General features: G+C 74.1%; 17 protein-coding genes. 4 read left to right on the top strand and 13 right to left on the bottom strand.

The window, feature by feature from the left end; translation table 11 throughout:
- Positions 1–21: 21 nt before the first annotated feature.
- The 8 genes from O7612_RS14130 to O7612_RS14095 form a co-directional block, all read right to left on the bottom strand.
- Positions 22–1,218: a beta-ketoacyl synthase N-terminal-like domain-containing protein gene (locus O7612_RS14130; protein ID WP_282273687.1), complete on the bottom strand. Its 1,197-nt coding sequence runs from the start codon at positions 1,216–1,218 to the stop codon at positions 22–24.
- Positions 1,211–1,456: an acyl carrier protein gene (locus tag O7612_RS14125; protein WP_282273686.1), complete on the bottom strand. Its 246-nt coding sequence runs from the start codon at positions 1,454–1,456 to the stop codon at positions 1,211–1,213. The genes O7612_RS14130 and O7612_RS14125 overlap by 8 nt, the downstream gene beginning before the upstream one ends.
- Positions 1,456–1,722, bottom strand: a complete 267-nt coding sequence (locus O7612_RS14120) for an acyl carrier protein (RefSeq protein WP_067308421.1) — start codon at positions 1,720–1,722, stop codon at positions 1,456–1,458. Before O7612_RS14120 ends, O7612_RS14125 begins: the two co-directional genes overlap by 1 nt.
- 158 nt (positions 1,723–1,880) lie before the next feature.
- Positions 1,881–3,227, bottom strand: coding sequence for a class I adenylate-forming enzyme family protein (locus O7612_RS14115; protein WP_282273685.1), 1,347 nt, complete (start codon positions 3,225–3,227; stop codon positions 1,881–1,883).
- 666 nt (positions 3,228–3,893) lie between these two features.
- Positions 3,894–5,129 (bottom strand): beta-ketoacyl synthase N-terminal-like domain-containing protein, encoded by a 1,236-nt coding sequence (locus O7612_RS14110; RefSeq protein ID WP_282273910.1) that lies wholly within the window; start codon positions 5,127–5,129, stop codon positions 3,894–3,896.
- Positions 5,130–5,212: 83 nt separating this feature from the next.
- Positions 5,213–6,481: a beta-ketoacyl-[acyl-carrier-protein] synthase family protein gene (locus O7612_RS14105; RefSeq protein ID WP_282273684.1), complete on the bottom strand. Its 1,269-nt coding sequence runs from the start codon at positions 6,479–6,481 to the stop codon at positions 5,213–5,215.
- Complete coding sequence (locus tag O7612_RS14100) at positions 6,478–6,882, bottom strand: cupin domain-containing protein (RefSeq protein ID WP_282273683.1); 405 nt, start codon at positions 6,880–6,882, stop codon at positions 6,478–6,480. Before O7612_RS14100 ends, O7612_RS14105 begins: the two co-directional genes overlap by 4 nt.
- Complete coding sequence (locus tag O7612_RS14095) at positions 6,875–7,618, bottom strand: SRPBCC family protein (RefSeq protein WP_282273682.1); 744 nt, start codon at positions 7,616–7,618, stop codon at positions 6,875–6,877. The genes O7612_RS14100 and O7612_RS14095 overlap by 8 nt, the downstream gene beginning before the upstream one ends.
- Positions 7,619–8,081: 463 nt before the next feature.
- Between O7612_RS14095 and O7612_RS14090 the strand changes: the two genes are divergently transcribed.
- The 4 genes from O7612_RS14090 (at position 8,082) to O7612_RS14075 (ending at position 11,070) form a co-directional block, all read left to right on the top strand.
- Complete coding sequence (locus tag O7612_RS14090) at positions 8,082–8,966, top strand: BTAD domain-containing putative transcriptional regulator (RefSeq protein WP_282273681.1); 885 nt, start codon at positions 8,082–8,084, stop codon at positions 8,964–8,966.
- Entirely contained in the window at positions 8,963–9,310 is a 348-nt protein-coding gene (locus O7612_RS14085; protein ID WP_282273680.1) for a TcmI family type II polyketide cyclase, read from the top strand. The genes O7612_RS14090 and O7612_RS14085 overlap by 4 nt, the downstream gene beginning before the upstream one ends.
- 233 nt (positions 9,311–9,543) lie before the next feature.
- The gene (locus O7612_RS14080; RefSeq protein ID WP_282273679.1) at positions 9,544–10,632 is read left to right on the top strand and encodes a hypothetical protein; all 1,089 of its coding nucleotides are present in this window, start codon (positions 9,544–9,546) and stop codon (positions 10,630–10,632) included.
- Between the two features lie 231 nt (positions 10,633–10,863).
- Positions 10,864–11,070, top strand: a complete 207-nt coding sequence (locus O7612_RS14075; RefSeq protein ID WP_282273678.1) for a hypothetical protein — start codon at positions 10,864–10,866, stop codon at positions 11,068–11,070.
- A gap of 270 nt (positions 11,071–11,340) precedes the next feature.
- Here O7612_RS14075 and O7612_RS14070 read toward each other — a convergent pair whose 3' ends face one another.
- The 5 genes from O7612_RS14070 to O7612_RS14050 form a co-directional block, all read right to left on the bottom strand.
- Positions 11,341–13,308, bottom strand: coding sequence for an amino acid transporter (locus tag O7612_RS14070; protein WP_282273909.1), 1,968 nt, complete (start codon positions 13,306–13,308; stop codon positions 11,341–11,343).
- Positions 13,309–13,715: 407 nt separating this feature from the next.
- Complete coding sequence (locus O7612_RS14065) at positions 13,716–14,126, bottom strand: hypothetical protein (RefSeq protein WP_282273677.1); 411 nt, start codon at positions 14,124–14,126, stop codon at positions 13,716–13,718.
- A gap of 127 nt (positions 14,127–14,253) precedes the next feature.
- Positions 14,254–15,003, bottom strand: coding sequence for a phosphotransferase (locus O7612_RS14060; RefSeq protein WP_282273676.1), 750 nt, complete (start codon positions 15,001–15,003; stop codon positions 14,254–14,256).
- Positions 15,004–15,077: 74 nt separating this feature from the next.
- Entirely contained in the window at positions 15,078–15,848 is a 771-nt protein-coding gene (locus O7612_RS14055) for a DUF5995 family protein (protein ID WP_282273675.1), read from the bottom strand.
- Between the two features lie 119 nt (positions 15,849–15,967).
- Positions 15,968–18,967 carry an AAA family ATPase gene (locus O7612_RS14050; protein WP_282273674.1) on the bottom strand — a complete coding sequence of 1,000 codons (3,000 nt, stop codon included), beginning with the start codon at positions 18,965–18,967 and terminating at the stop codon, positions 15,968–15,970.
- Between the last annotated feature and the right edge of the window lie 143 nt (positions 18,968–19,110).

Below are 19,110 nucleotides of genomic sequence, written 5' to 3'. Positions count from 1 at the left end.
GCCCCGGGCCGCGCGTGCCGGTCACGGCGCACCGACCAGCAGGGCGGTGTTCGCGCCACCGAAGGCGGCGTTGAGGCTGAGGGCGTAGCGGCTGGTCACCGGACGCGGCGCGGCGACGACCACGTCCAACGGACAGGCCGGGTCGGGACCGAGCCAACCGGCGTTGACCGGCAGCTTCCCGTGCCGCAGCGCCGCCACCGTGACCACCAGTTCGAGCAGTCCGGACGCTTCCAGCGCATGCCCGTGCAGCGCCTTGGTGGAGCTGACCGGCACCTGTCCGGCCCGCTCACCCAGGGCCGACCGGAGGGCCGCCGCCTCGGAGGCGTCGCTGTACCCGGTGCCGGTGGCGTTCGCGTTGACGTAGCCGACCACCCCGGCGGGCAGGTCGGCGCGGTGCAGCGCCGCGCCGATCGCCCGGGCCAGCCCACCACCCTGCGGGTCGGGCTGGCAGGGGTGGTGCGCGTCGCCGGCCCGCCCCCAGCCGGCCAGGGTCGCCACCGGCTCGCCGCCCCGGCCGCGCAGCGCGGTGGCGGACTCCAGCACGACCGCGGCCACCCCGTCACCGAGCAGCAACCCGGTGCGTCCGGTGCTGAACGGGCGGACCATGCCGTCGGCGGCGAGTGCCCGCCCGGCGTCGAAGAGCGCGAACTGGTCCGGCTCCACCAGGTAGCCGGCGGCCACCACGACCCGGTCGGTGTCCCCCCGGCGGATCGTCGCGGCGGCGTCGGCCACCGCGCTGGTCGCCGAGACGCAGGCGGTGGTGTAGACCCGGGTCGGGCCGCCGAGCCCGCACCGCCGGGCCAGCCGGGCGGCCAGGGTGGGCAGTTCCGGCCAGGCCGGACCGTCGCCGGTCCGCTCGCCGCCGGCCCACCACGGGTCGTCGGTGTCCGCGACCGGCCGGTCGCCGACGTACGGGCCGGGCAGTGTGGCGGGGCCGCCGTGGGTGGCCAGGAACAGCGCCGACCCGGCCCGCTGCGTCGGGTCGAGCCCGGCCGCGTCGCAGGCCGCGTCGACCGCGTCGGCCAGTTCCTGCGGCAGGGTTGCCACGTCGGGCCGGGTGGCCGCGACGGTCACCCGGCGGCCGGTGGTGTCGAAGCGGCGGACCGGCCGGAACGCCGGCGTTCCGGACAGCGCCCCGGCCAGCAGCGCGTCCACCCCCCTGCCGAGGGCGCTGACCGCGTACGTGCCGGAGATCGTGACGGAGGTCCGCTCAACCATCAGCGGCGGCGGTCAGCGAGGTGTGGAACACGGAGAGGGCGTCGTCCACGGTACGGATGCCGGCGAGCTGGTCGTCGGTGAGGTCCATCCGGACGTCGTAGCGTTGTTCGACCAGGTGCACCAGCCAGGCCAGCTCCATCGAGCCGACCCGGTGCGGGATCTGGTCGGCGGGTTTGCCGGTGAGTTCGGCGAGCATGCCCACCAGGTCAGCTCGCCCCAGGTCGGGCTGACCGGACATCAGCGGTTGTCGGTGGTCGCCCCGGCGACCCGCTCGGCGACCATGGTGGTGAACTCCCCCACCGTCATCAGGGCCAGCTTCTCCGACTCGTCGTCGGCGAACCGCAGCCCGTAGCGGTCCTCCACCCGGACCGACAGGTCGGACAGGGCGAGGGACTCCAGGTCCACCCCGGACGGGCCGAGGGTGGTGTCGTCGTCGATCCCGTCGACGTCGTAGTTCATGTCCTGGAGCTGGTCGATGACGAAGGTGCGGACCTCGTCTCGCATGGCGGTAACCTCTCTCGGTGGGCGAGTCGCCGGTGCCCGGTCGGGGCACCGTGCAGGGGTGGTGCGGGCGTACCACCGACGGTCGGCCGGTGGTGACGCGGTGGCGCCGCCCCGGCGGTCCCCGTGGAGCGTCGGGTGGGCGGGGTGGAGCGGACCGGTCACGGCGTCACCGTGCGCAGCACGTCCAGCGAGCGGACCAGCTTGCCGGTGGTGGTCCGGGGTAGCTGGGCGACCAGGTGCAGGGTGCGCGGACGCTTGTAGCCGGCCAGCCGCTCGGCGAGCAGCGTGTCCAGCGTGTCCTCGGTGAGCGGCCCGTCGGGCTGCACGTACGCGGTGATCCCGTCGTCGTAGGCGACCACGGCGGCGGCCACCCCGGGCAACCCGGTGAGGGTCGCCTCGACCTCGGTCAGGTCGACCTTCAGGCCCCCCACGGAGACCTGCGAGTCGAGCCGGCCCCGGACGGTGACCAGACCGGTGGCCGGGTCGACGGTGCCGGCGTCGCGGGTACGCAGCCACCCGTCGGCCCAGCGGTCCGGATCGCTGAGCCCCACGTACGGCGAGGCCGGGCAGCTGATCAGCAGCTCGCCGCCGGACTCGCGGACCTCGATCCCGGGTGCCGGTGCGATGGCCGGTCGGTGCAGGCCGTGCAGGTCGGTGCCGATGACGCCGACCTCGGTCATCCCGTACATGTTGCCCAGCGGTACGCCGTACCGGTCGGTGAACGCCTGCACGACGGCCGGCGGGACGAGTTCGCCGCCGGTGGTCATCCGGGCGAACTGGGGCAGCGGCCGGTCCGGGCGGGTGGAGGCGAGCAGTCCGATGTGGAAGGGCACCCCCAGCACGGTGGCCGGGGTGTCCTGGGCGGCGATGGCGGCCAGCACGGCGTCGCCGCCGAGCCGCTCCGGCGGGACCAGCTCGACGCGGGCGTGCAGGCCGTAGAGCAGCCCGCCGACCAGACCGAGCACGTGCACCATGGACGGCAGCAGGATGATCCGCTCGCCGGGCAGCGCCACCCCGTCGATGCGGGTGTAGCGGTGCACCTCGGCGACCAGGTCGGCGGCGGTGCGTCCGATCACCTTGGACGGTCCGGTGGAGCCCGAACTGAGCTGGATCACCGCGTGGCGGCTGACCGCCGGGCGGTCCGCGTAGCCGGTGACGCTCTCGGTGACGTCGACGAAGACCTTCAGCGCGCCGCCGCCGGTGCGCGCCGGGGCCACCACCACCTGCGGGGTGAGCCGCCGCAACGCCCGGTCGACCTCGTGGTCGGTGAGCCGGTGGTCGAGCAGGACGGCCTGACCGCCGGCCCGCCAGGTGGCCAATAGGTTGACCACGTAGGACAGCGACGGGGGCAGGCGCAGCGCGGCCGCCCCGCCGGGACGCAGTCCGGCGGCGCCCAGCCGGTCCTGCGCCGCGGTGACCAGGCGGTGCAGGGTGGCCCGGTCGACCGGCTCGGGCAGTCGGAGACAAACATCGGTCGGACGGCCGGCGAACAACACGTCGTCCACCCAACCGGGGTCTAGCGCCGCAGGATCTTCCGTCGGGCGAGTACTGGTCACCGCCGGCCACCGTCCAGCATAGAATCGGGCGGAATCCACCCATAAATAACGTCTCTTGGCGTGCTCACGGAACCCTACGACAGCCGCGAACAGCATTACTAGATGCGAATGGCTAGATCAGAAAAGGCGGCCGGTTGGATTGCCGCCGCTCGATCGGCGGGGCAGGATCAGGCGCGTGCGCCGGCCCGCGACCGTACCGGCGGTCCCGCCGGGTCCGACCCTCCTCGGTGGACCGGCGGATCGCCCTGCAGCTCAGAGGCACCCGGACCGGGCCGGGGCGCAGGGAGCGCACGATCAGATCGCCGTCGCGCGCACCGCCCCCGGCGGGTCGGCTGCCTGCCCGCAATCTGATCACGGGACGAGACGGAGCACGCCACGATGGGCAGGCCCGGACCCGGCGCGGCCGGTGAGGACACGCGGACCCGGCCCGGCCGGTGAGGTGCGCGGAGCCGGCGCGGCCGGTGGGGCGGGCGGACGGGCCGGCGCGGCCGGTGAGGTGCGCGGACCCGGCGCGGCCGGTGGGACGGGCGGACGGGCCGGCGGGGGCGGTGGAGTGGGGCTGGCAGGCGGGCGTGTCAGTAAGGGCGGGGGTGGCGGGTGAGGCGACAGGGTGTGTCAGGCCGGCGCGGGCGGGGGTGCGCCCTGGAGGACCAGTGCGCTGTTGAACCCGTCGAAGCCCCGGGCGCAGACCAGCGCCACCCGGCTGCCGGGCCGGCGGGGGGTACGCAGGAAGTCCAGCTCGCAGCCGGGGGCAGGGTCGGCCGGCCCCGCCGAGACGGGCAGCGTGTCGTGGTGGAAGGCGAGCAGCGCGGTCGCCGCGTCCAGGGCCGACCCGCCCTGGTGTGCCCGTCCCGTCAACGACTTGTGGGTGCTCACCGGTGGCGGCCGGTCACCGAAGACCGCCCGCAGCGCCGCCGCCTCGCTGCGGTCGTAGCGGGCCACCCCGAGCGCGTCGGGGACGACCAGATCCACCTCGTCGGCGGTGTTCCCGGCCCGGGCCAGCGCCAGCCGCATCGCCCGCGCGTACGTCGCCGGGTCGCCGGCGGTGTCCGGGCCGGTGTGCACGGCGTCGTGGGTGGCCGCCCAGCCGGTCACCTCCCCGTAGACCCGGGCACCCCGGGCCAGGGCGTGCTCCCGCTCCTCCACCACGAAGACCGCGCCCCCCTCGGCGGGCACGTAGCCGCCGGCCGCACGGTCGAACGGCCGGTACGCCAGCGCCGGGTCGTCGACGTCGCTGAGCAGCCCGGAACGGAGCTGACAGGCCAGCGCGTACGGGCTCAGCGGGCACTCGGTCGCCCCGGCGATCACCACCGAGGTGCCCCGCCGGACGGTGCGCACCGCGTGCGCCAGGCTGTCCAGCCCCCCGGCGGCCTCAGCGACCAGCACCCCGGACGGCCCCTTGAACTGGTGGTGGATGGAGAGCTGCCCGACGCTGGCCGCATAGAACCAGGCGATCGACTGGTACGCCCCGACGGTGCGGCTCGACCCGCCCCAGAGACGTTGCAGCTCCCGCTGCCCGAACAGGTTGCCGCCGGACGAGCTGGCCAGGGTGACCGCCCAGTCGTACGGGTCCGGGGCGCGGGCGGGCAGCCCGGCGTCGGCGAGCGCCAACGCGGTGGCGGCGAAACCGAGGTGGGTCCACCGGTCGGTCTGCACGAGTTGCCGGGTGTCGACGTAGGCGGCCGGCGCGAACCCGGGCACCTCACCGCCGATCCGGGTCGGGTAGCCGGCCGGGTCGAACAGGGTGATCGGCCCGGTCCGCCGGATCCCACCGGTCACCGTCCGCCAGTGGGCGTCGACACCGATGCCGCTGGGCGCGACCACCCCGATCCCGGTGACCACCGCCCGCACCTGCTCCCGGCCCGCTCCACCGGACCGGGCCGGACCGGACACCCGACCGGGAGCGGTCGGGCGGGGCTGGGTGGCCGGGGCGGTCACGACGCCGCCGCCAACCGACGGAACAGCATCGCGGACTGGAAACCACCGAAGCCGCTGCCGACCGACAGGGCCACGTCGACCGGGGTCTCCCGGGCCACGTTCGGCACGTAGTCCAGGTCGCACTCCGGATCCCGGGTGGTCCAGTTGGCCGTCGGCGGCACCACCCCGTACTCGATGGCCAGGGCGCAGGCGGCCATCTCGATGGCGCCGATCGCGCCCAGCGAGTGCCCGACCATCGACTTGATCGAGCTGACCGGCACCCGGTACGCCGTCGGGCCGAGCGCCCGTTTGAACGCCGCCGTCTCGTGCCGGTCGTTCTGCCGGGTGCCGGAGCCGTGCGCGCTGACGTAGGAGACCGCCGACGGGTCGAGCCGGGCCTGCCGCAGCGCCGCCGTGATGGCCAGACCCATCTCCACCCCGTCGGGCCGCAGTCCGGTCATGTGGAAGCCGTTGCTGCGACCGGCGTAGCCGGCCACCTCGCAGTAGACGTGCGCGCCGCGCCGTCGGGCGTGCCCCCACTCCTCCAGCACCAGCACCGCCGCCCCCTCGGCGAGCACGAAACCCTGCCGGTGGGCGTCGAAGGGCCGGCTGGCGTGCGCCGGGTCGTCGTTGTCCGGGCTGGTCGCCCGGATCGCGTCGAACGAGGCGACGGTGACCGGGGAGATCGGCGAGTCGGCCGCGCCGGCCAGCACGATGTCGGCCTCCCCGTCGACGACGAGCTGGTGGGCGTAGCCGATGGCGTCGATGCCGGAGGTGCAACCGGTGGAGATCACCTGCGCCGGCCCGTGCAGCCCGTGCCGGCAGGCCACGTCGGCGGCGAGGCTGCTCGGCACCAGCGCCTGGTAGAGGTACGGCCCGCCGAGGGCGTGGTCGACCAGCCAGTGCCGGCCCGAGTCGCTGACCCGCACGTACTCCTGTTCCAGGGCGGTGGTGCCGCCGACGGCGGTCCCCAGCACCACCCCGGCGACGTCCCGGTCGGCGTCGGTCAGCTCCAGGCCGCTGTCGGCCAGCGCCTCGGCGGCGCAGGCGAGCGCGAACTGCCCGTACCGGTCGGAGCGTTGCCGCTGCGCCGGGGTGAGTCCGGCGGCGTCCGGGTCGAAGTCGCACTCCGCCGCGATCTGCGACCGGTACGGCGACGGGTCGAACAGACTGATCCGTCGGGTGGCGGTCCGGCCCTCGGCGAGGGTCTTCCAGAACCGGTCCCGGGTGACGCCGCCCGGGGCGACCACCCCGATCCCGGTCACCACCGTGCGCCGGCCGGTCATGACGGTCCCCGCTGCTCCACCAGTTCGGTGTCGACGTGGCCGAGTTCCGGGCGGGGGGCGAGCGGGCCGAGGTGGAAGACCACCTCGGCGGTGGCGTCGCCGGTGTTGCGCAACCGGTGCCGCACGTTACGGGGTACGAACAGCGCCTCCCCGGCGGCCAGCGGCACCGGCTCGTCGTCCAGGTCCACGGTGATCGCGCCCCGGACGAGATAGAGGAACTCCTCGCTGTACGGGTGGTAGTGCTCGGCCACCCGGTCACCGGGGGCCACCGTCACCACCCCCATGAACCCCGAGGTGCTGCCGACGGTACGCGGGCCGAGCAGCACCCGCAGTTCCCCGCCGCGCCGCCGGTCGGCGGGCACGTCCCGGGCCGCGACCAGTCCGGTGGTGACCTCACTCATCGCCGGCCCCCGCGTACGCCCGCTCGATCCGCTCCTTGATGACGGCCAGTTGCGTCCGGCTGTTGGTGTTGATCCGCTCGGTCATCGCCGCGTCGTCCACCGGGGCGGTCGGTTTCATCGCGAAGTCCTGCACCCAGGTCATCCGGGTGCCCTCCGGCTCGGTGTCGTAGTACCAGTGGATCCGCATGTACTCGAACGGGCCGGTCTCCACCCGCCGGGCCCGCACCTGCCAGGTGGCCGGATCGGCGGTGCGTTCGCTGACCCAGCTCCAGGCGATGCCGTTCTCGTCGGGGTGCATGGTGAGCCGGAAGCGCACCGTGTCTCCCTCGCGGTGCAGGATCTCCACCACCGCGTACTCGGTGAACAGCTCGGTCCAGCGCGACACGTCGTTGGTGATCTCCCAGACCAGTTGCAGCGGGGCGGCGATGACGATGCTGTTCTCGGTGTGCCCGGCGTTGGTGTCCACCGGGTCGCCGACCGTCGGTCCAGCGGGACCGGCCCCGGCCACCAGGTCGGCCACGCCGGCGATGCTGAGCCGTCCGGCCTGTTCGGGGATGCGTACCCGCCAGCGGTCGGCGACCACGGCGGACAGTTCCAGCAGCGCCAGCGAGTCCATCCCCAGTTCCTCCAGGGTGGCGGCGGGCGCGCGGGCGGCGGCATCGGCGTCGAGGCCGCAGTGGGTCACCAGGATCTCGGTGATCTCACCGGTGAGCGGTCGGCCGTGGGTGACGGTCATCTCGGGTCCTCCTCGGTTACGGGTCCAGCGCTGCTCCCCGGCGGCCGTGGCCGCGCGGGCCGCCCGGCGGTCGAGACGGTCGGCGGACGGTCCATCGGTGCGGCCTCCCCGCGGCGTACCTCCACCGGACGGCTGGCCCCGGTGCCCGCCACCCTCCGGCCGGGCCCGTCACCCGCGCGTCACCCGACGGCCCGCACGATGGTGACGGTGCGTTGACGCAGGCTGTGTAACAGCTATGCGCCCGCTGTCCATCGCGACGACACTTCGCAGTTCAGGGCCATTACAGCCCAGTCGCGATGCTTACACCTTCATTGACCGAGAGTAATCACATTGGTAGTGTTCGTGCCGGTCGGCCCGGCAGGCACGGCGCCGTCGCGGAGCGACCGGACCACGGCGTCCGCGGGAGACCGCGTCGAGACACCGGACGGGTTGAACCCAGGTTCTCCGTGCAGGGGGTGCGCCAGTGACCGGTCAGGCCAGCCCGCCGACCAGCGACGTCCCGGGTGACCCACCCGTACACCTGCACCTGCTCGGTGGTTTCCGGCTGATGCACGGCGACACCCCCGTGGTGGTGCCGCGGGGGCTGCAACGGGTGATCGCCGTGATCGGGCTACGCCCCGGCGCCACCCGCAGCAACCTGGCCGGGCTGCTCTGGCCGGACGTGCCGGAGGAGCGGGCGTTGTCGTCCCTGCGCACCGCCCTGTGGCGGCTCCGCCAGGATCCGTGCTGCCCGCTGCTGGCCAGCGGCGACACCGTCCGTCTCGACCCGACGGTCCGGCTCGACGTGGACGACCTCGTCGCCGCCGCGGCCCGGGTCCGCAGCGGCGGCGACCCGCACGCCGCCGCCCTCGCGCTCGCCGCCGGCACCCGTGACCTGCTCCCCGGCTGGTACGACGACTGGGTGCTGCTGGACCGGGAACGGCTGCGGCAGCTCCGCCTGCACATGCTGGAGCAACTCGCCGCCGACCAGCTGGCGGCCGGCCGGCACGGCGAGGCGTTGCAGGCCGCCCTGGAGGCGATGGCCGCCGAACCGCTCCGCGAGACCCCGCACCGCCTGGTGGTACGCATCCACCTCGCCGAGGGCAACGCGTTCGAGGCGGTGCACGCCTTCTACGTCTACCGGGACCTGCTCATGCGGGAGCTACGGCTGGAACCGTCCCCCGCGATGTGCGCCCTGGTCGACGAGACCCTCGCGCCGATCCGGCAGGCCACCCGCCGCACCCCGGCCGACCGCCGTCACGATCCCTCCGCACGGCGTGACGGGCAGGTGACAGCGGCACCGCCAGGGTGGACCCACCGTGAGCCCCGCACCGACCGGGGCACGCCACCGGCGAGAGGGGTCCGATGAGCCGTCTGGTGATCGTCAGCAGGATCATTCCCGGCGCGGAGGGGCGGGTCGCCCAGATCTTCGCCGAGTCCGACGCGACCGAACTGCCCGCTCTCACCGGGCTGCGGCACCGTTCCCTGTACCGCCTGCACGACCTGTGCGTACACCTGATGGAGACCACCGACGTGGACGTCGACACCCTGGTCACCGCCCACCACCACCCGCTGTACCAGCGGACCAACGAACGGCTGTCGGCACACACCTCGTCGTACCTGCCGACCTGGCGGTCGCCCCGGGACGCGCCGGCCGGCTGTTTCTACAGTTGGGACGTCTCCGCGGCGACCACCCCGCAGACACGGCGCTGAACCGTCCCCGCCGGTGACCGCCGGGCTGGGCTGCTGTCGCAGGTGGGGCCGGCTGCGGCGGGCACGACCGCGACGACACCGCGTCGCGGTGTCGGCACCGCCCGACACCGGGCATTCCACCTGCGCAACGAGAGGCGGTCCTCCCTGTCGTCCGACATACGCGTGTGCAAAGCTGCGGCGGGTCTTCGCGTTTTCCTCGTGAAGACGACGACATACGCAATAGGGAGGTAGCCGTGCCGTCCTCTTTCGGGCAATGGCTGATCGTGATTCTGGCCCTGCTGGTGGGCCTGGCCGGAGGCTGGGCGCTGTGGGGACGGCAGAAGCCGGCCGCGGTAGCGCCCATCGTGGAGGGTGACCCGGTCGTCGGTCTCTCCCCCGAGGAGAAGGCCACCGCCACGATCGACACCCCCCGCCCGGACGCCACGCTCGACGCCGCCCCGCTGCCCGCCGCCGTGGTGGACGAGCACGCCCCGCACGAGGTGGCCGCCCCGCCGACGCCCGGTGACCCCGCCCCGGCCGCCAGCCACACCGCGCCCGTCGACGACACTCCCCTCGGCGACCGGACCCCGACCGACGACGTTCCGACCCTCGACGGCACGCCCACCACCGTCGCCGACGACCGGCCCGTCCCGTTGACCGATCTCGAGGACGAGCCGGCCGCCGCCGACCGCACCCTCTCGGACCCGACGCCCACGGGTGTCGTCACCGACGGGAGCACCGCGCCGGTCCCCGCCCCCCGGACCGCCGTCGAGGACACCCCCGACCCGGCGACCGCACGTCCGGAGCCGACCCCGGCCGACGCGGAGCCCACCGCCACCGGGCCGGCAGCGAGCGACCCGGCGGCCGAGCGACCCACGGAGCCGACGGCCGAAACCGCACCGGAGCCCGCCATCCCCGGTGACGGTGCCGACGACGCGCCGACCAGCCCGGCCCCCGCGCCGGAGCGCACCACCCCGGTCGTCGTCGACACGGATGACACGCCGGCCGGCGTCACGCCGGTGGTCCCGACGCAGCGCACCGACCCGGACCGCGCCCCCGAAGAGGACGCCGCCACCGGACAGGACGAGCCGGCGGACGACTTCCGGCGCATCCAGGGCGTCGGCCCGAAGATCGCCGCCGCCCTCCAGGCAGCCGGTATCCGCACCTACCGGCAGCTCGCCGAACTCGACGAGGCGAGCCTGCGGGACACGGTCCGTGCCGCCGGGCTGCGCGCCACCGCGAGCCTGGCCACCTGGCCGCAGCAGGCCAGGGTGCTCGCCGGTGCGGGTGCCGAGGCCACGCGGGTGCTGCCGACGCCGGCCGGGGGCGACGCCCGGGACTGATCGGCTCGTCAGACGGGGCCGGTGGGTACGTCGGCAGGTGCCCACCGGCCCCGGCACTCCTCCACCACGACCCGGGGATCCCGGCACTGCTCATCCGTCACGCGGCGGGGCCGAACGTGGTGACGGCTCCTTCCCTGACCGGCTGACCGTTCCGGAATACCGTTTACCCGGTCCCGACCCGTGGGTACATGGGCGTCACCTCAAATACACCACAAGCCGGGAGGCACCCCCATGCGCGGTTCGTCGATCCTCGGAGTCATCGTCGTCATCTGGTTGATCATCGGCGCTGTCGCCGCTGGTCAGCGTGGTTACTACGGAAACGACGACACCAACTGTGCCGAGGCCGGCACCATCCTGGTGACCATCGTGGCCGGGCCGCTCAACTACATCGGTGCCAACCCGAAGGTGGACTGCAAGCTCCCCGAGCCCTCGAAGTAGACCGCGCCGACCCGGCCCGCGCCACCCCTCGGGGCGCGGGCCGCTTCATGTCCGCTCCAGATCACCCACCGTCGCCCACCCCACACATCCCCTCAACCATCCTAGGAACCCACCCCACGTCTCCCGATCCTCCCTCCATCGACGCCCACCTCTCATTGATCAAGAGGGAAGGGTCAGAAGTGGACGCGGGGGTGACCTGAACCTCCTGATCACCGTGGCGATTCCGAGGGCCGGGGCGGGAGCGGGACGCAAAGGGGCGGGGCCGGGGGGTCAGCCGGCTACGTGGATACCGGGGCGGCGGGAGGGGTCGGGTTCGCTCTTGCGGATGATCTCCCGGACCACCGGAGGGGTGTCGCCGCGCCCCAGGATCAGGTAGCGCAGCAGGTGGGCGATCGGGTTCCCCTCGGACCACTCGAAGTGGGCGTGCGGGCGTACGCCGGTGCCGTCCCGCAACGCCAACAGGATCGCGGCGATCGCGTTCGGCACCGCCGGGCTGCCGGCCCGCAGCACCCGGAACCCGCCCACCTCGACCCCGTGCACCCGCAGCACCCGACTGAACTCCGAGGGATCCACCACCTCGATCTCCAGGAAGAGCACGTCGGAGGCGCCCGGCACCGGGTTCATGCCCCGTTGCGCCCGTTCCTTGACCCGGTACTCCTTGCGCGCGCCGCTGTCCCGCTTGTGGGCGATCAGGTGGAGCCGGCCGTCGTGGGCCAGCGACTCGGCGACGAAACGTCGGGCCGGCTCGTCGAACTCGATCCGTTCGGCCCGCAGCTCGGTGGTCCGGGTGATCCGGGAGACCAGCGAGACCACGACGATGCCGGCGACGAAGAGCCCGGAGATGGCGAGCCCGTCCGGCTTCTCGATCACGTTCTCGGCCAACGCGTAGAGCAGCACCGCGGTCAGCGCCGTGAAGCCGACCGCGGCGAACCGGTGACGCGCCCGGACCGCCGCGATGGTCACCGCGACCGCGCCGGAGACCATCATCGCCAGGATCCCGGTGGCGTACGCGCCGGCCTGGGCGTTCACGTCGGCCCGGAACGCGATGGTGAGGATGATGCTGATCAGCGTGTAGACCAGGACCACCGGCCGGACCGCCCGCCCCCACTCCGGCGCCATCCCGTACGACGGCAGGTAACGCGGCACGATGTTGATCAGGCCGGCCATCGCCGACGCCCCGGCGAACCAGAGGATCAACACGCTGCTGACGTCGTAGACCGTGCCGAACCCCTCCCCGAGGTGCGCGTGGGCGAGCCAGGCCAGCGCCCGGCCGTTCGCCGCGCCCCCCGGCTGGAACTCGCGCGGCGGGATCAGCACGGTGGTGACGAACGCGGTGGCCAGCAGGTACACCGACATGATCAACGCGGCGGCGGTGAGCAGCCGCCGGGTGTTGCGGATCCGCGCGGCCAGCCGCTGCTGGCGGTCCGCACCCGCCCCCCGGACCAGCGGCATCATGCTCACCCCGGTCTCGAAGCCGGACAGGCCGAGGACCAGCAGCGGGAAGGCCAGCACAGCCGGGCCGAGCACGGCACCGAACCCGCCGCCCCCGGCGGTCAGGGCGCTCCTCCAGTCCCGGACGGCGGCCGGGTCGGCGGCGATCTCGGCCAGACCGGCGGCCACGATCACCGCGTTGAGACCCAGGAAAACCACGACCAGCGGTACGGCCACCAGCACCGCCTCGCTGAACCCGAGCAGGAACACCCCGCCGAGGACGAGCAGCAGTGCCACCGTCACCAGCACGGCGGTTTCGGTACCGTGCGGCGCCGACGACGGTAGGTACGGGTTCTCCAGCAGGTGCACCGTCGCGTCGGCGGCGGACAGGGTGATCGTGACGATCCACGAGGTGGCGACGAAGCCGAGCAGCACCAGCACGAAGAGCTTTCCCCGCCAGAACGGCAACAGCCGCTCCAGCATCGCCACCGAACCCTGCCCGTGCGGGCTCTCCCGGGCGACCCGACGGTACATCGGCAGCATCCCGAACAGGGTGAGCGCCACGATCAACAGGGTGGCCAGCGGTGAGAGCGCCCCGGCGGCCAGCGCGGCGATACCCGGCAGGTAGGACAGGGTCGAGAAGTAGTCGACGCCGGTCAGACACATCACCTGCCACCAGGGGTGCCGACGCTGGCTGCCCTCCTCGGCCTCCGGGCCGACCGGCTGCACCCGGTGCGCGAAGAGCCACCGGCGCAGCGCGCCCTGTGGCCGCCCCGGCCGGGCGTGGCTCTCCACGCACTCCGGCAGCCCCACCGGCCCCGGCCGGGTGCGCTCACCCTGGCCGGCGGACCGGGCCTCCCGTAGCGCCCGTCCGTAGCCCGGCGGCGGCGTGCTCCCCCGTCGTTCCCGGGGCCGCCGTTCGCGTGCGCCGTCCCGCCCGTCCACGATCCCCCCGACCGCCCTGGTAGCCCCTGTTCCCGACGGTAGGCGTTGGCACCGGCTCCACCGGCCGGAACGGGGAAGCCGGACAGCCGCAGACCGCCCTCGGGGAGACCCGGGGGCCGCCCCCGGGAAGGGTCGACCACCCGGCGCTCAGGGCCACAGAGGCGGGCACTGCGAGCGGCAGAGCCGGGCGGGCGGCTGCTCCGGCGGAGCGCGACCCGGCGGAGCGACCGACCTGTCGGGCAGCATGGATCGTTAACCAGAGCGGCCCGTCAAGCCGGGTGGGAGGCGGTCGGGGACGCGACAGACAGGGCCGCCAGCAGGGCGTCGGGGTCGGTGACCGTCACCGTGGCCGCCGGGTGGCGTAACCAGCGGCCCGGGGCCAGCCCCGGCACCGGCGTGCCGAACCGCAGGCACACCCCGGCGGTGGTGCCGGTACCGAAGGTCACCCCGCCGTCGGCCAGGGACAGGTGCGGCCCGACCACCCGCCACCAGCGGTACGGCCCCCCGCCCTGGGCACCGACCACGTTCCCCCGCGCGGTCCGTAGCCGCCAGGGGCCGAACCGGATCGCCACGGTCTCGTCGTCGACCACCACGGCACAGGTCCGCGGTCGGATGCCGAGGAGCGCCAGCGGGACCTGGAACCTCGGGTCGAAGCGGAACGCGAACCGGTGTACGGGCATGCCCGACGGATACCCCGTGCACGCCACCCGACACCCGGCCCTGCCAACGGACGCCCCGGACCAACAGGTGCCCCGCAGCGACGGATGCCCCGGACCGATAGGTGCCGGCGGTGCCCGTGGGACGGCGTCAGGTCAGGGCGCGGGTCCAGTCGTCGACGTGTGCGGTCAGGTGATCGGCGACCGACCGCCAGTAGCGGCCGTCCTCGGCGTGGATCCTGGCCCACGGCTGCACGCCGTCCCGGGCACCGTCGCGCAGCAGGTCGTACATGGCGCGGGCCCGGGGACCGAGCGTCGCGGCGAGCGCGGGGCGCTCCGCCGCCGGCAGGCCGTAGCCGTCGACCAGTGCCCGCAGCCGCAGCGCCGACTCCGCCACCGGCCGGTCGGGGCGCATCCCGGCCATCGCCTGCGCGGCGTACGCCAGCTCCCAGCGGCGGGTGCCGGGGCCGGCGCCGTCCCAGTCGATCAGCACCCAACCGCGCGGGGCGCGGACCAGGTTCCACGGTGCCGCGTCGTGGTGGCAGAGCAGGTCCGCGCCGTCGGGACGGATCGGCACCTGCCAGCGGGCCGACGCCGGGGGCACGAAGTCGGCCACCGCGCGGTGCAGGTCGGCCAGCAGGCGACCGATCGAGGCCAGCTCGGTGGTCCGGTACCGGCCGGCGGGGTGTCCGCATTCTCCCGGCACGTACTCCAACACCTGACGGCCCTGGTCGTCGCGGCCCAGCGGTCGGGGCGCACCGTCGAAGCCGGCGTCGTGCAGGTGGGTGAGCAACGCGTCGACCGCGTCGGTCCACGGGCCGACCGGCCGGCGGACGGTGTCGCCGACCCGCACCACCCCGGTGGTGACGTTGCCGGGCAGCGGCTGTTCGTCGGGGCGCATCGCACCATCCTGGCCGAACGGACGCGTCCCCGCGCGCCGGTTTCCCGACGCGCGGGGACCCCCCGTCGCGGCTGCTACTGCAGGAACGCCCCCAGCGGTGACAGCAGCAGCCGACCGAGCGCAGCGGCGTTGTCGTCCAGCCGGGTGCGCTCGCCGTCACGGGCCTGCGGGTCGTGCCGGCAACGCCAGATCTTCTGCGCGTTGCGCCAGGCCACGTCCCTGGTGTACTCGACCAGTTCGCCCTGGTACCAGTCGTCGATGTCGCCGTTGAGCATGTCGAGGAGCAGTTGCCACCGCTCCAGGTAACCGCGCCGCAGCGAGGGGATCTTGTCGGCGAAGATGTCGTTGATCTTGAGATAGTCACGGTGCTGCTCGGTGCCGTCCACCGGCTCGGACTCCAGGTGGTCGAACGTGGTCACCAGGGCGAACGGCAGGTCGAAGTTGATGTGCGCGTTCACCCCCGCCGCCGCCGACGGCAACGGCCGGGCGTCCGGGCCGCGCATCCGCTTGAACAGGCAGGACCAGGCGCGCGGCGTGCTCGGGCTCGACTCGGTCCACAACCGCATCGCGTCGAAGTAGCGCGCGGCGAACTCCACGTCCAGCCGGGACAGGAAGACCGGGTCGGCGAAGTAGTCGTCGTAGAGCCCCTCCAGCACCCGGCTGGTGATGGTCAGGTAGAGCCGGTTGAAGTCGGCCAGCGGGCAGCTGCGCTCCAGCGGCGGCAGCCGGACCAGCAGGTCCTGGAGTTTGGTGAGGTGGTCGACCACCGCCGGCACGTCCTCCGGATGGTCGGCGAGCAGATCGACGATGTCCGCGTGGACAGGACCCCAGACCGGTTCCCTCATGGCTCCTCCACAGTGGTCGGGGCAGCGCCGTGCCGTCGTTGTCGAGGGACAGCCTGTCAGCGTCGGTGCGGCAGGGGATCAGTAGAACGACGTATTCGACACCGTGGACGGACGTACGCTCACGCGCCCCGGTTGCGCAGGTGGATGGCGCTGGCCTGCACTCTCGTACGCACCTGGAGCTTGTCGAAGATGTGCGACACGTGCACCCCGATGGTGCGTTCGCTGATGAACAGCCGCTGGCCGATCTCCCTGTTGGTCAGCCCCTCGGCCACCGCGGCGAGCACCTCGCGTTCCCGTGCGGTCAGCGTGGCCAGCTCGTCGGCGTCCGACCCCACCGGTGCGCCGGCCCGGTCCGGCTCGCCGCCACGGGTGCGAACCACCCCGGTCGGCCGGGTACGCCCCGTCCGCGCACGCGGGACACCGGTGGCCGGCGCGGACAGGGAACGCTCGGTCAACTCCACCCGGGCCCGCCCGGCCAGCATCCTGATCTCGCTGGTCAGCGGCACCGCGCCCAGGCTCTGCGCCATCTCGTGGGCCTCCCGCAGCAGCCGGCCCACGGCCTTGCCCCGGCTCCGCCGGGCCAGCAGCGCCTCGGCCTGCCGCAGCCGCGAGTAGGCGGCCGGATAGGGATGGTGCCGCTTGTCCCATTCGGCCACCGACCGGGCCCAGGCGTCCGGGTCGCCCCGCCCGTCGAGCCGGGTCAGCTCGGCCATGCTCAACACCAGGAAACCGTCGGCGCTGAGTCGGACCGGACCGGCCGCCGTCGTGCTCTTGCTGGCCACCCGGTCGAGGGCGTCGCGCAGCCGGCGTACCGCCGTGGGGTCCACCGCGACGGTACGGCTGGCGTGCGCCTCCGCCTCGGCCCGGAGCCCGTGCCAGGCCAGCGTGCCCAGCAACACCACGTCGTCGGAACGGCTCTCGGTGAGCCCCCGCTGGACCGCCTGTCGGGCCACGTCGTGCCGGCCCTGCCACATCGCCAGGCCGGCGCGCAGGATCAGCATCGGCAGCACGTGCCGGGGTGCGCCACCACCGGCGAGCATGGTCGCCACCGCCTCCAGGTCCCGGTCGGAGGCCTCGACGTCGCCGTACCCGACGGAGAGCCGGCAGCGGGCCAGCAGCAGCTCCACCGCGTCGGCCCCCGACGGGCGGTGCCGCAGGGCCGCCGCGACCACCTTCTCCGCCTCCGCCCACTGACCCACCCGGAACAGCCCGTTGGTGGCGATGGCCAGCAGCCGGGTCTCGTAGGTGCGGCCCAACCCCAGCTCGGCGACCCGTTCGGCACCCCGCCGGGCCACCACCACCCCCTCCTCCAGGATGTTCAGCGGCCCGGTCATCAGCTCCGCCAGGTGCAGGTACGCGCAGGCCACGTCCTCGGGCCCGCCGGAGCGCTCGGCGATGTCCAGGGCCCGGCGGACCACCGCCAGGCCCGCGTCCGGGTCCTCCAGGAAGGCCTCGCTGAAACCCAGCGCGGAGCTGGCCAGCACCACCTCGGTGGTGCTGCCGCCGACCGTCGCCGCCAGCTCCAGCGCCTCCCGGGCGCGCTGCCCGGCGTCGGCGTACCGGCCCAGGTGCAGCAGCAGCTCGGCGAGGCGGGCGGCGGCCGTCGTCCGCTCCCGGGTGGTGCACTCGGCGGCCTCCAGCACGCTGCGGTACTCCGCCTCGGCGGGGGCGGACCGGCCCGCCGCGGCGAGATAGCGGGCCCGCCGGATCCGCAACCCACAGGACGGGTCGAGCGGCTCGCCGCCGGTCAGCTCGGCCAGCAGGGACAGGGCGCGGGCGTGCTCGCCGCTCTGGTGGGCGGTCTCGGCGGCGTGCTCCAGCAGTACCGCGCGGTCCACCTCGGGCGGCGTGCCCGCCGGTCCGCTGACCGGGGTCGCGGCGAGCTGCAACGCCGCGGTCCAGTGCCGGTGCGCCTCGGCGAAACCGTAGAGCCGTTCGGCCTCCCGGGCCGCGGCCATCGCCGCCGGCAGGGCGCGTCCGGGCTCGCCGGCCAGCCGCCAGTGGTGCGCCAGACGTGCCTGGTGCAGCTCCGCCGGGGCCCGGGTGAGCGCCTCGGCGTAGCGCCGGTGCAGGCCGGACCGTTCCGCCGGGAGCAACTCGTGGGCGAGCACCTCGGCGACCAGCCGGTGCCGCAGCCGGTAGCCGTCGTCCGCGCCGACGAGCAGCCGGTGGGCGACCGCCTCCCGGAGCGCCTCGATCAGTTCCGCCTCGGGCAGACCGAGCACCTCGGCCAGCAACCAGTGCTCGACCGGTTCGACACCGACGGCGACCGCGTGCACCGCCGCGTGGGCGTGCCGGGGCAACGCGTCCACCCGGGACAGGAAGATCTCCCGCAGCGTGTCGGACAGCCCGGCGCGGCCGTCGCGCAGGTCACGGGCCAGTTCCTCGACCACGAACGGGTTGCCGCCGCTGCGCTGCCAGATCTGGTCGGCGGCCTCCGGCGCCAGCGGCCCGCCGACGATCTCGACGGCCAGCAGGTCGGTGGCGGCCCGGTCGAGCGGCGCCAGGTCGAGCACCCGCACCGACCGCAGCCGGCGCAGCTCGGTGAGCACCCGGCGCAGCGGGTGTGCCCCCTGCAACGACTCGGCCCGCACCGCCGCCAGCACCGACAGTTGCAGGTCACCGAGCCCGGCGAGCAGATAGAGCAGCAGTTGCCGGGTGGTCCGGTCCACCCACTGGAGATCGTCGAGGACGAGCACCAGCGGACGCCCCTGGGCGATCATGCTCAGCCCCCGGCTGACCCGCTCGAGCAGTGCCCCGGCGCTGTCCGCTCCCCCGGTCTCCTCGACGAAGGTCCGCAGCAGGCCGCGCACCGTCGACGAGGTGCGGGCCTGACCGGCGGCGAGGTCGGCGTCGAAACGACGCAGCGCCTGGAGCACCGGGTGCAGCGGTGAGGCGTCGCCGATGTCCAGGCAGGATCCGGTGAGCACCACCGCCCCCGCGTCCCGTAACCGTGCCGCCGCCTCACTGAGCAGGCGGGTCTTGCCCACCCCGCTCTCACCGCTGACGAAGACCGCGGCGGTCTGCCCGGGACCGATGTCGTGGTGGAGCGCGGCGCACAGCACCGCCAGCTGGTCGGCGCGGCCGACGAGCGGTGCGGTGTCCACATCGCTGGCCATGTCCGCAGCCTAGTCACAGGTTCCCGCACCCTTCTACGGGCTTAATCCCTCACCGGTACCTCTCGCGTCGACATTGCGACTAAAGGTGCTGTCGTGCCGACATACGTCGTTCGGCAGATCCCCCGTCAGCCCGGTGGTGGAAG

Source organism: Micromonospora sp. WMMD987 (assembly GCF_029581435.1).
GTDB classification, from domain to species: Bacteria; Actinomycetota; Actinomycetes; order Mycobacteriales; family Micromonosporaceae; genus Micromonospora; species Micromonospora rifamycinica.
Note: the sequence above shows the minus strand (reverse complement) of the source record. Positions and strands in the feature narration are given on the sequence as shown.

Coding starts and splice junctions, on each gene's coding strand:
- O7612_RS14130 (WP_282273687.1), bottom strand. CDS start 1,218: ATGGTTGAGCGGACCTCCGTCACGATCTCCGGCACGTACGCGGTCAGC.
- O7612_RS14125 (WP_282273686.1), bottom strand. CDS start 1,456: ATGTCCGGTCAGCCCGACCTGGGGCGAGCTGACCTGGTGGGCATGCTC.
- O7612_RS14120 (WP_067308421.1), bottom strand. CDS start 1,722: ATGCGAGACGAGGTCCGCACCTTCGTCATCGACCAGCTCCAGGACATG.
- O7612_RS14105 (WP_282273684.1), bottom strand. CDS start 6,481: ATGACCGGCCGGCGCACGGTGGTGACCGGGATCGGGGTGGTCGCCCCG.
- O7612_RS14100 (WP_282273683.1), bottom strand. CDS start 6,882: ATGAGTGAGGTCACCACCGGACTGGTCGCGGCCCGGGACGTGCCCGCC.
- O7612_RS14095 (WP_282273682.1), bottom strand. CDS start 7,618: ATGACCGTCACCCACGGCCGACCGCTCACCGGTGAGATCACCGAGATC.
- O7612_RS14085 (WP_282273680.1), top strand. CDS start 8,963: ATGAGCCGTCTGGTGATCGTCAGCAGGATCATTCCCGGCGCGGAGGGG.
- O7612_RS14075 (WP_282273678.1), top strand. CDS start 10,864: ATGCGCGGTTCGTCGATCCTCGGAGTCATCGTCGTCATCTGGTTGATC.
- O7612_RS14065 (WP_282273677.1), bottom strand. CDS start 14,126: ATGCCCGTACACCGGTTCGCGTTCCGCTTCGACCCGAGGTTCCAGGTC.
- O7612_RS14060 (WP_282273676.1), bottom strand. CDS start 15,003: ATGCGCCCCGACGAACAGCCGCTGCCCGGCAACGTCACCACCGGGGTG.
- O7612_RS14055 (WP_282273675.1), bottom strand. CDS start 15,848: ATGAGGGAACCGGTCTGGGGTCCTGTCCACGCGGACATCGTCGATCTG.
- O7612_RS14050 (WP_282273674.1), bottom strand. CDS start 18,967: ATGGCCAGCGATGTGGACACCGCACCGCTCGTCGGCCGCGCCGACCAG.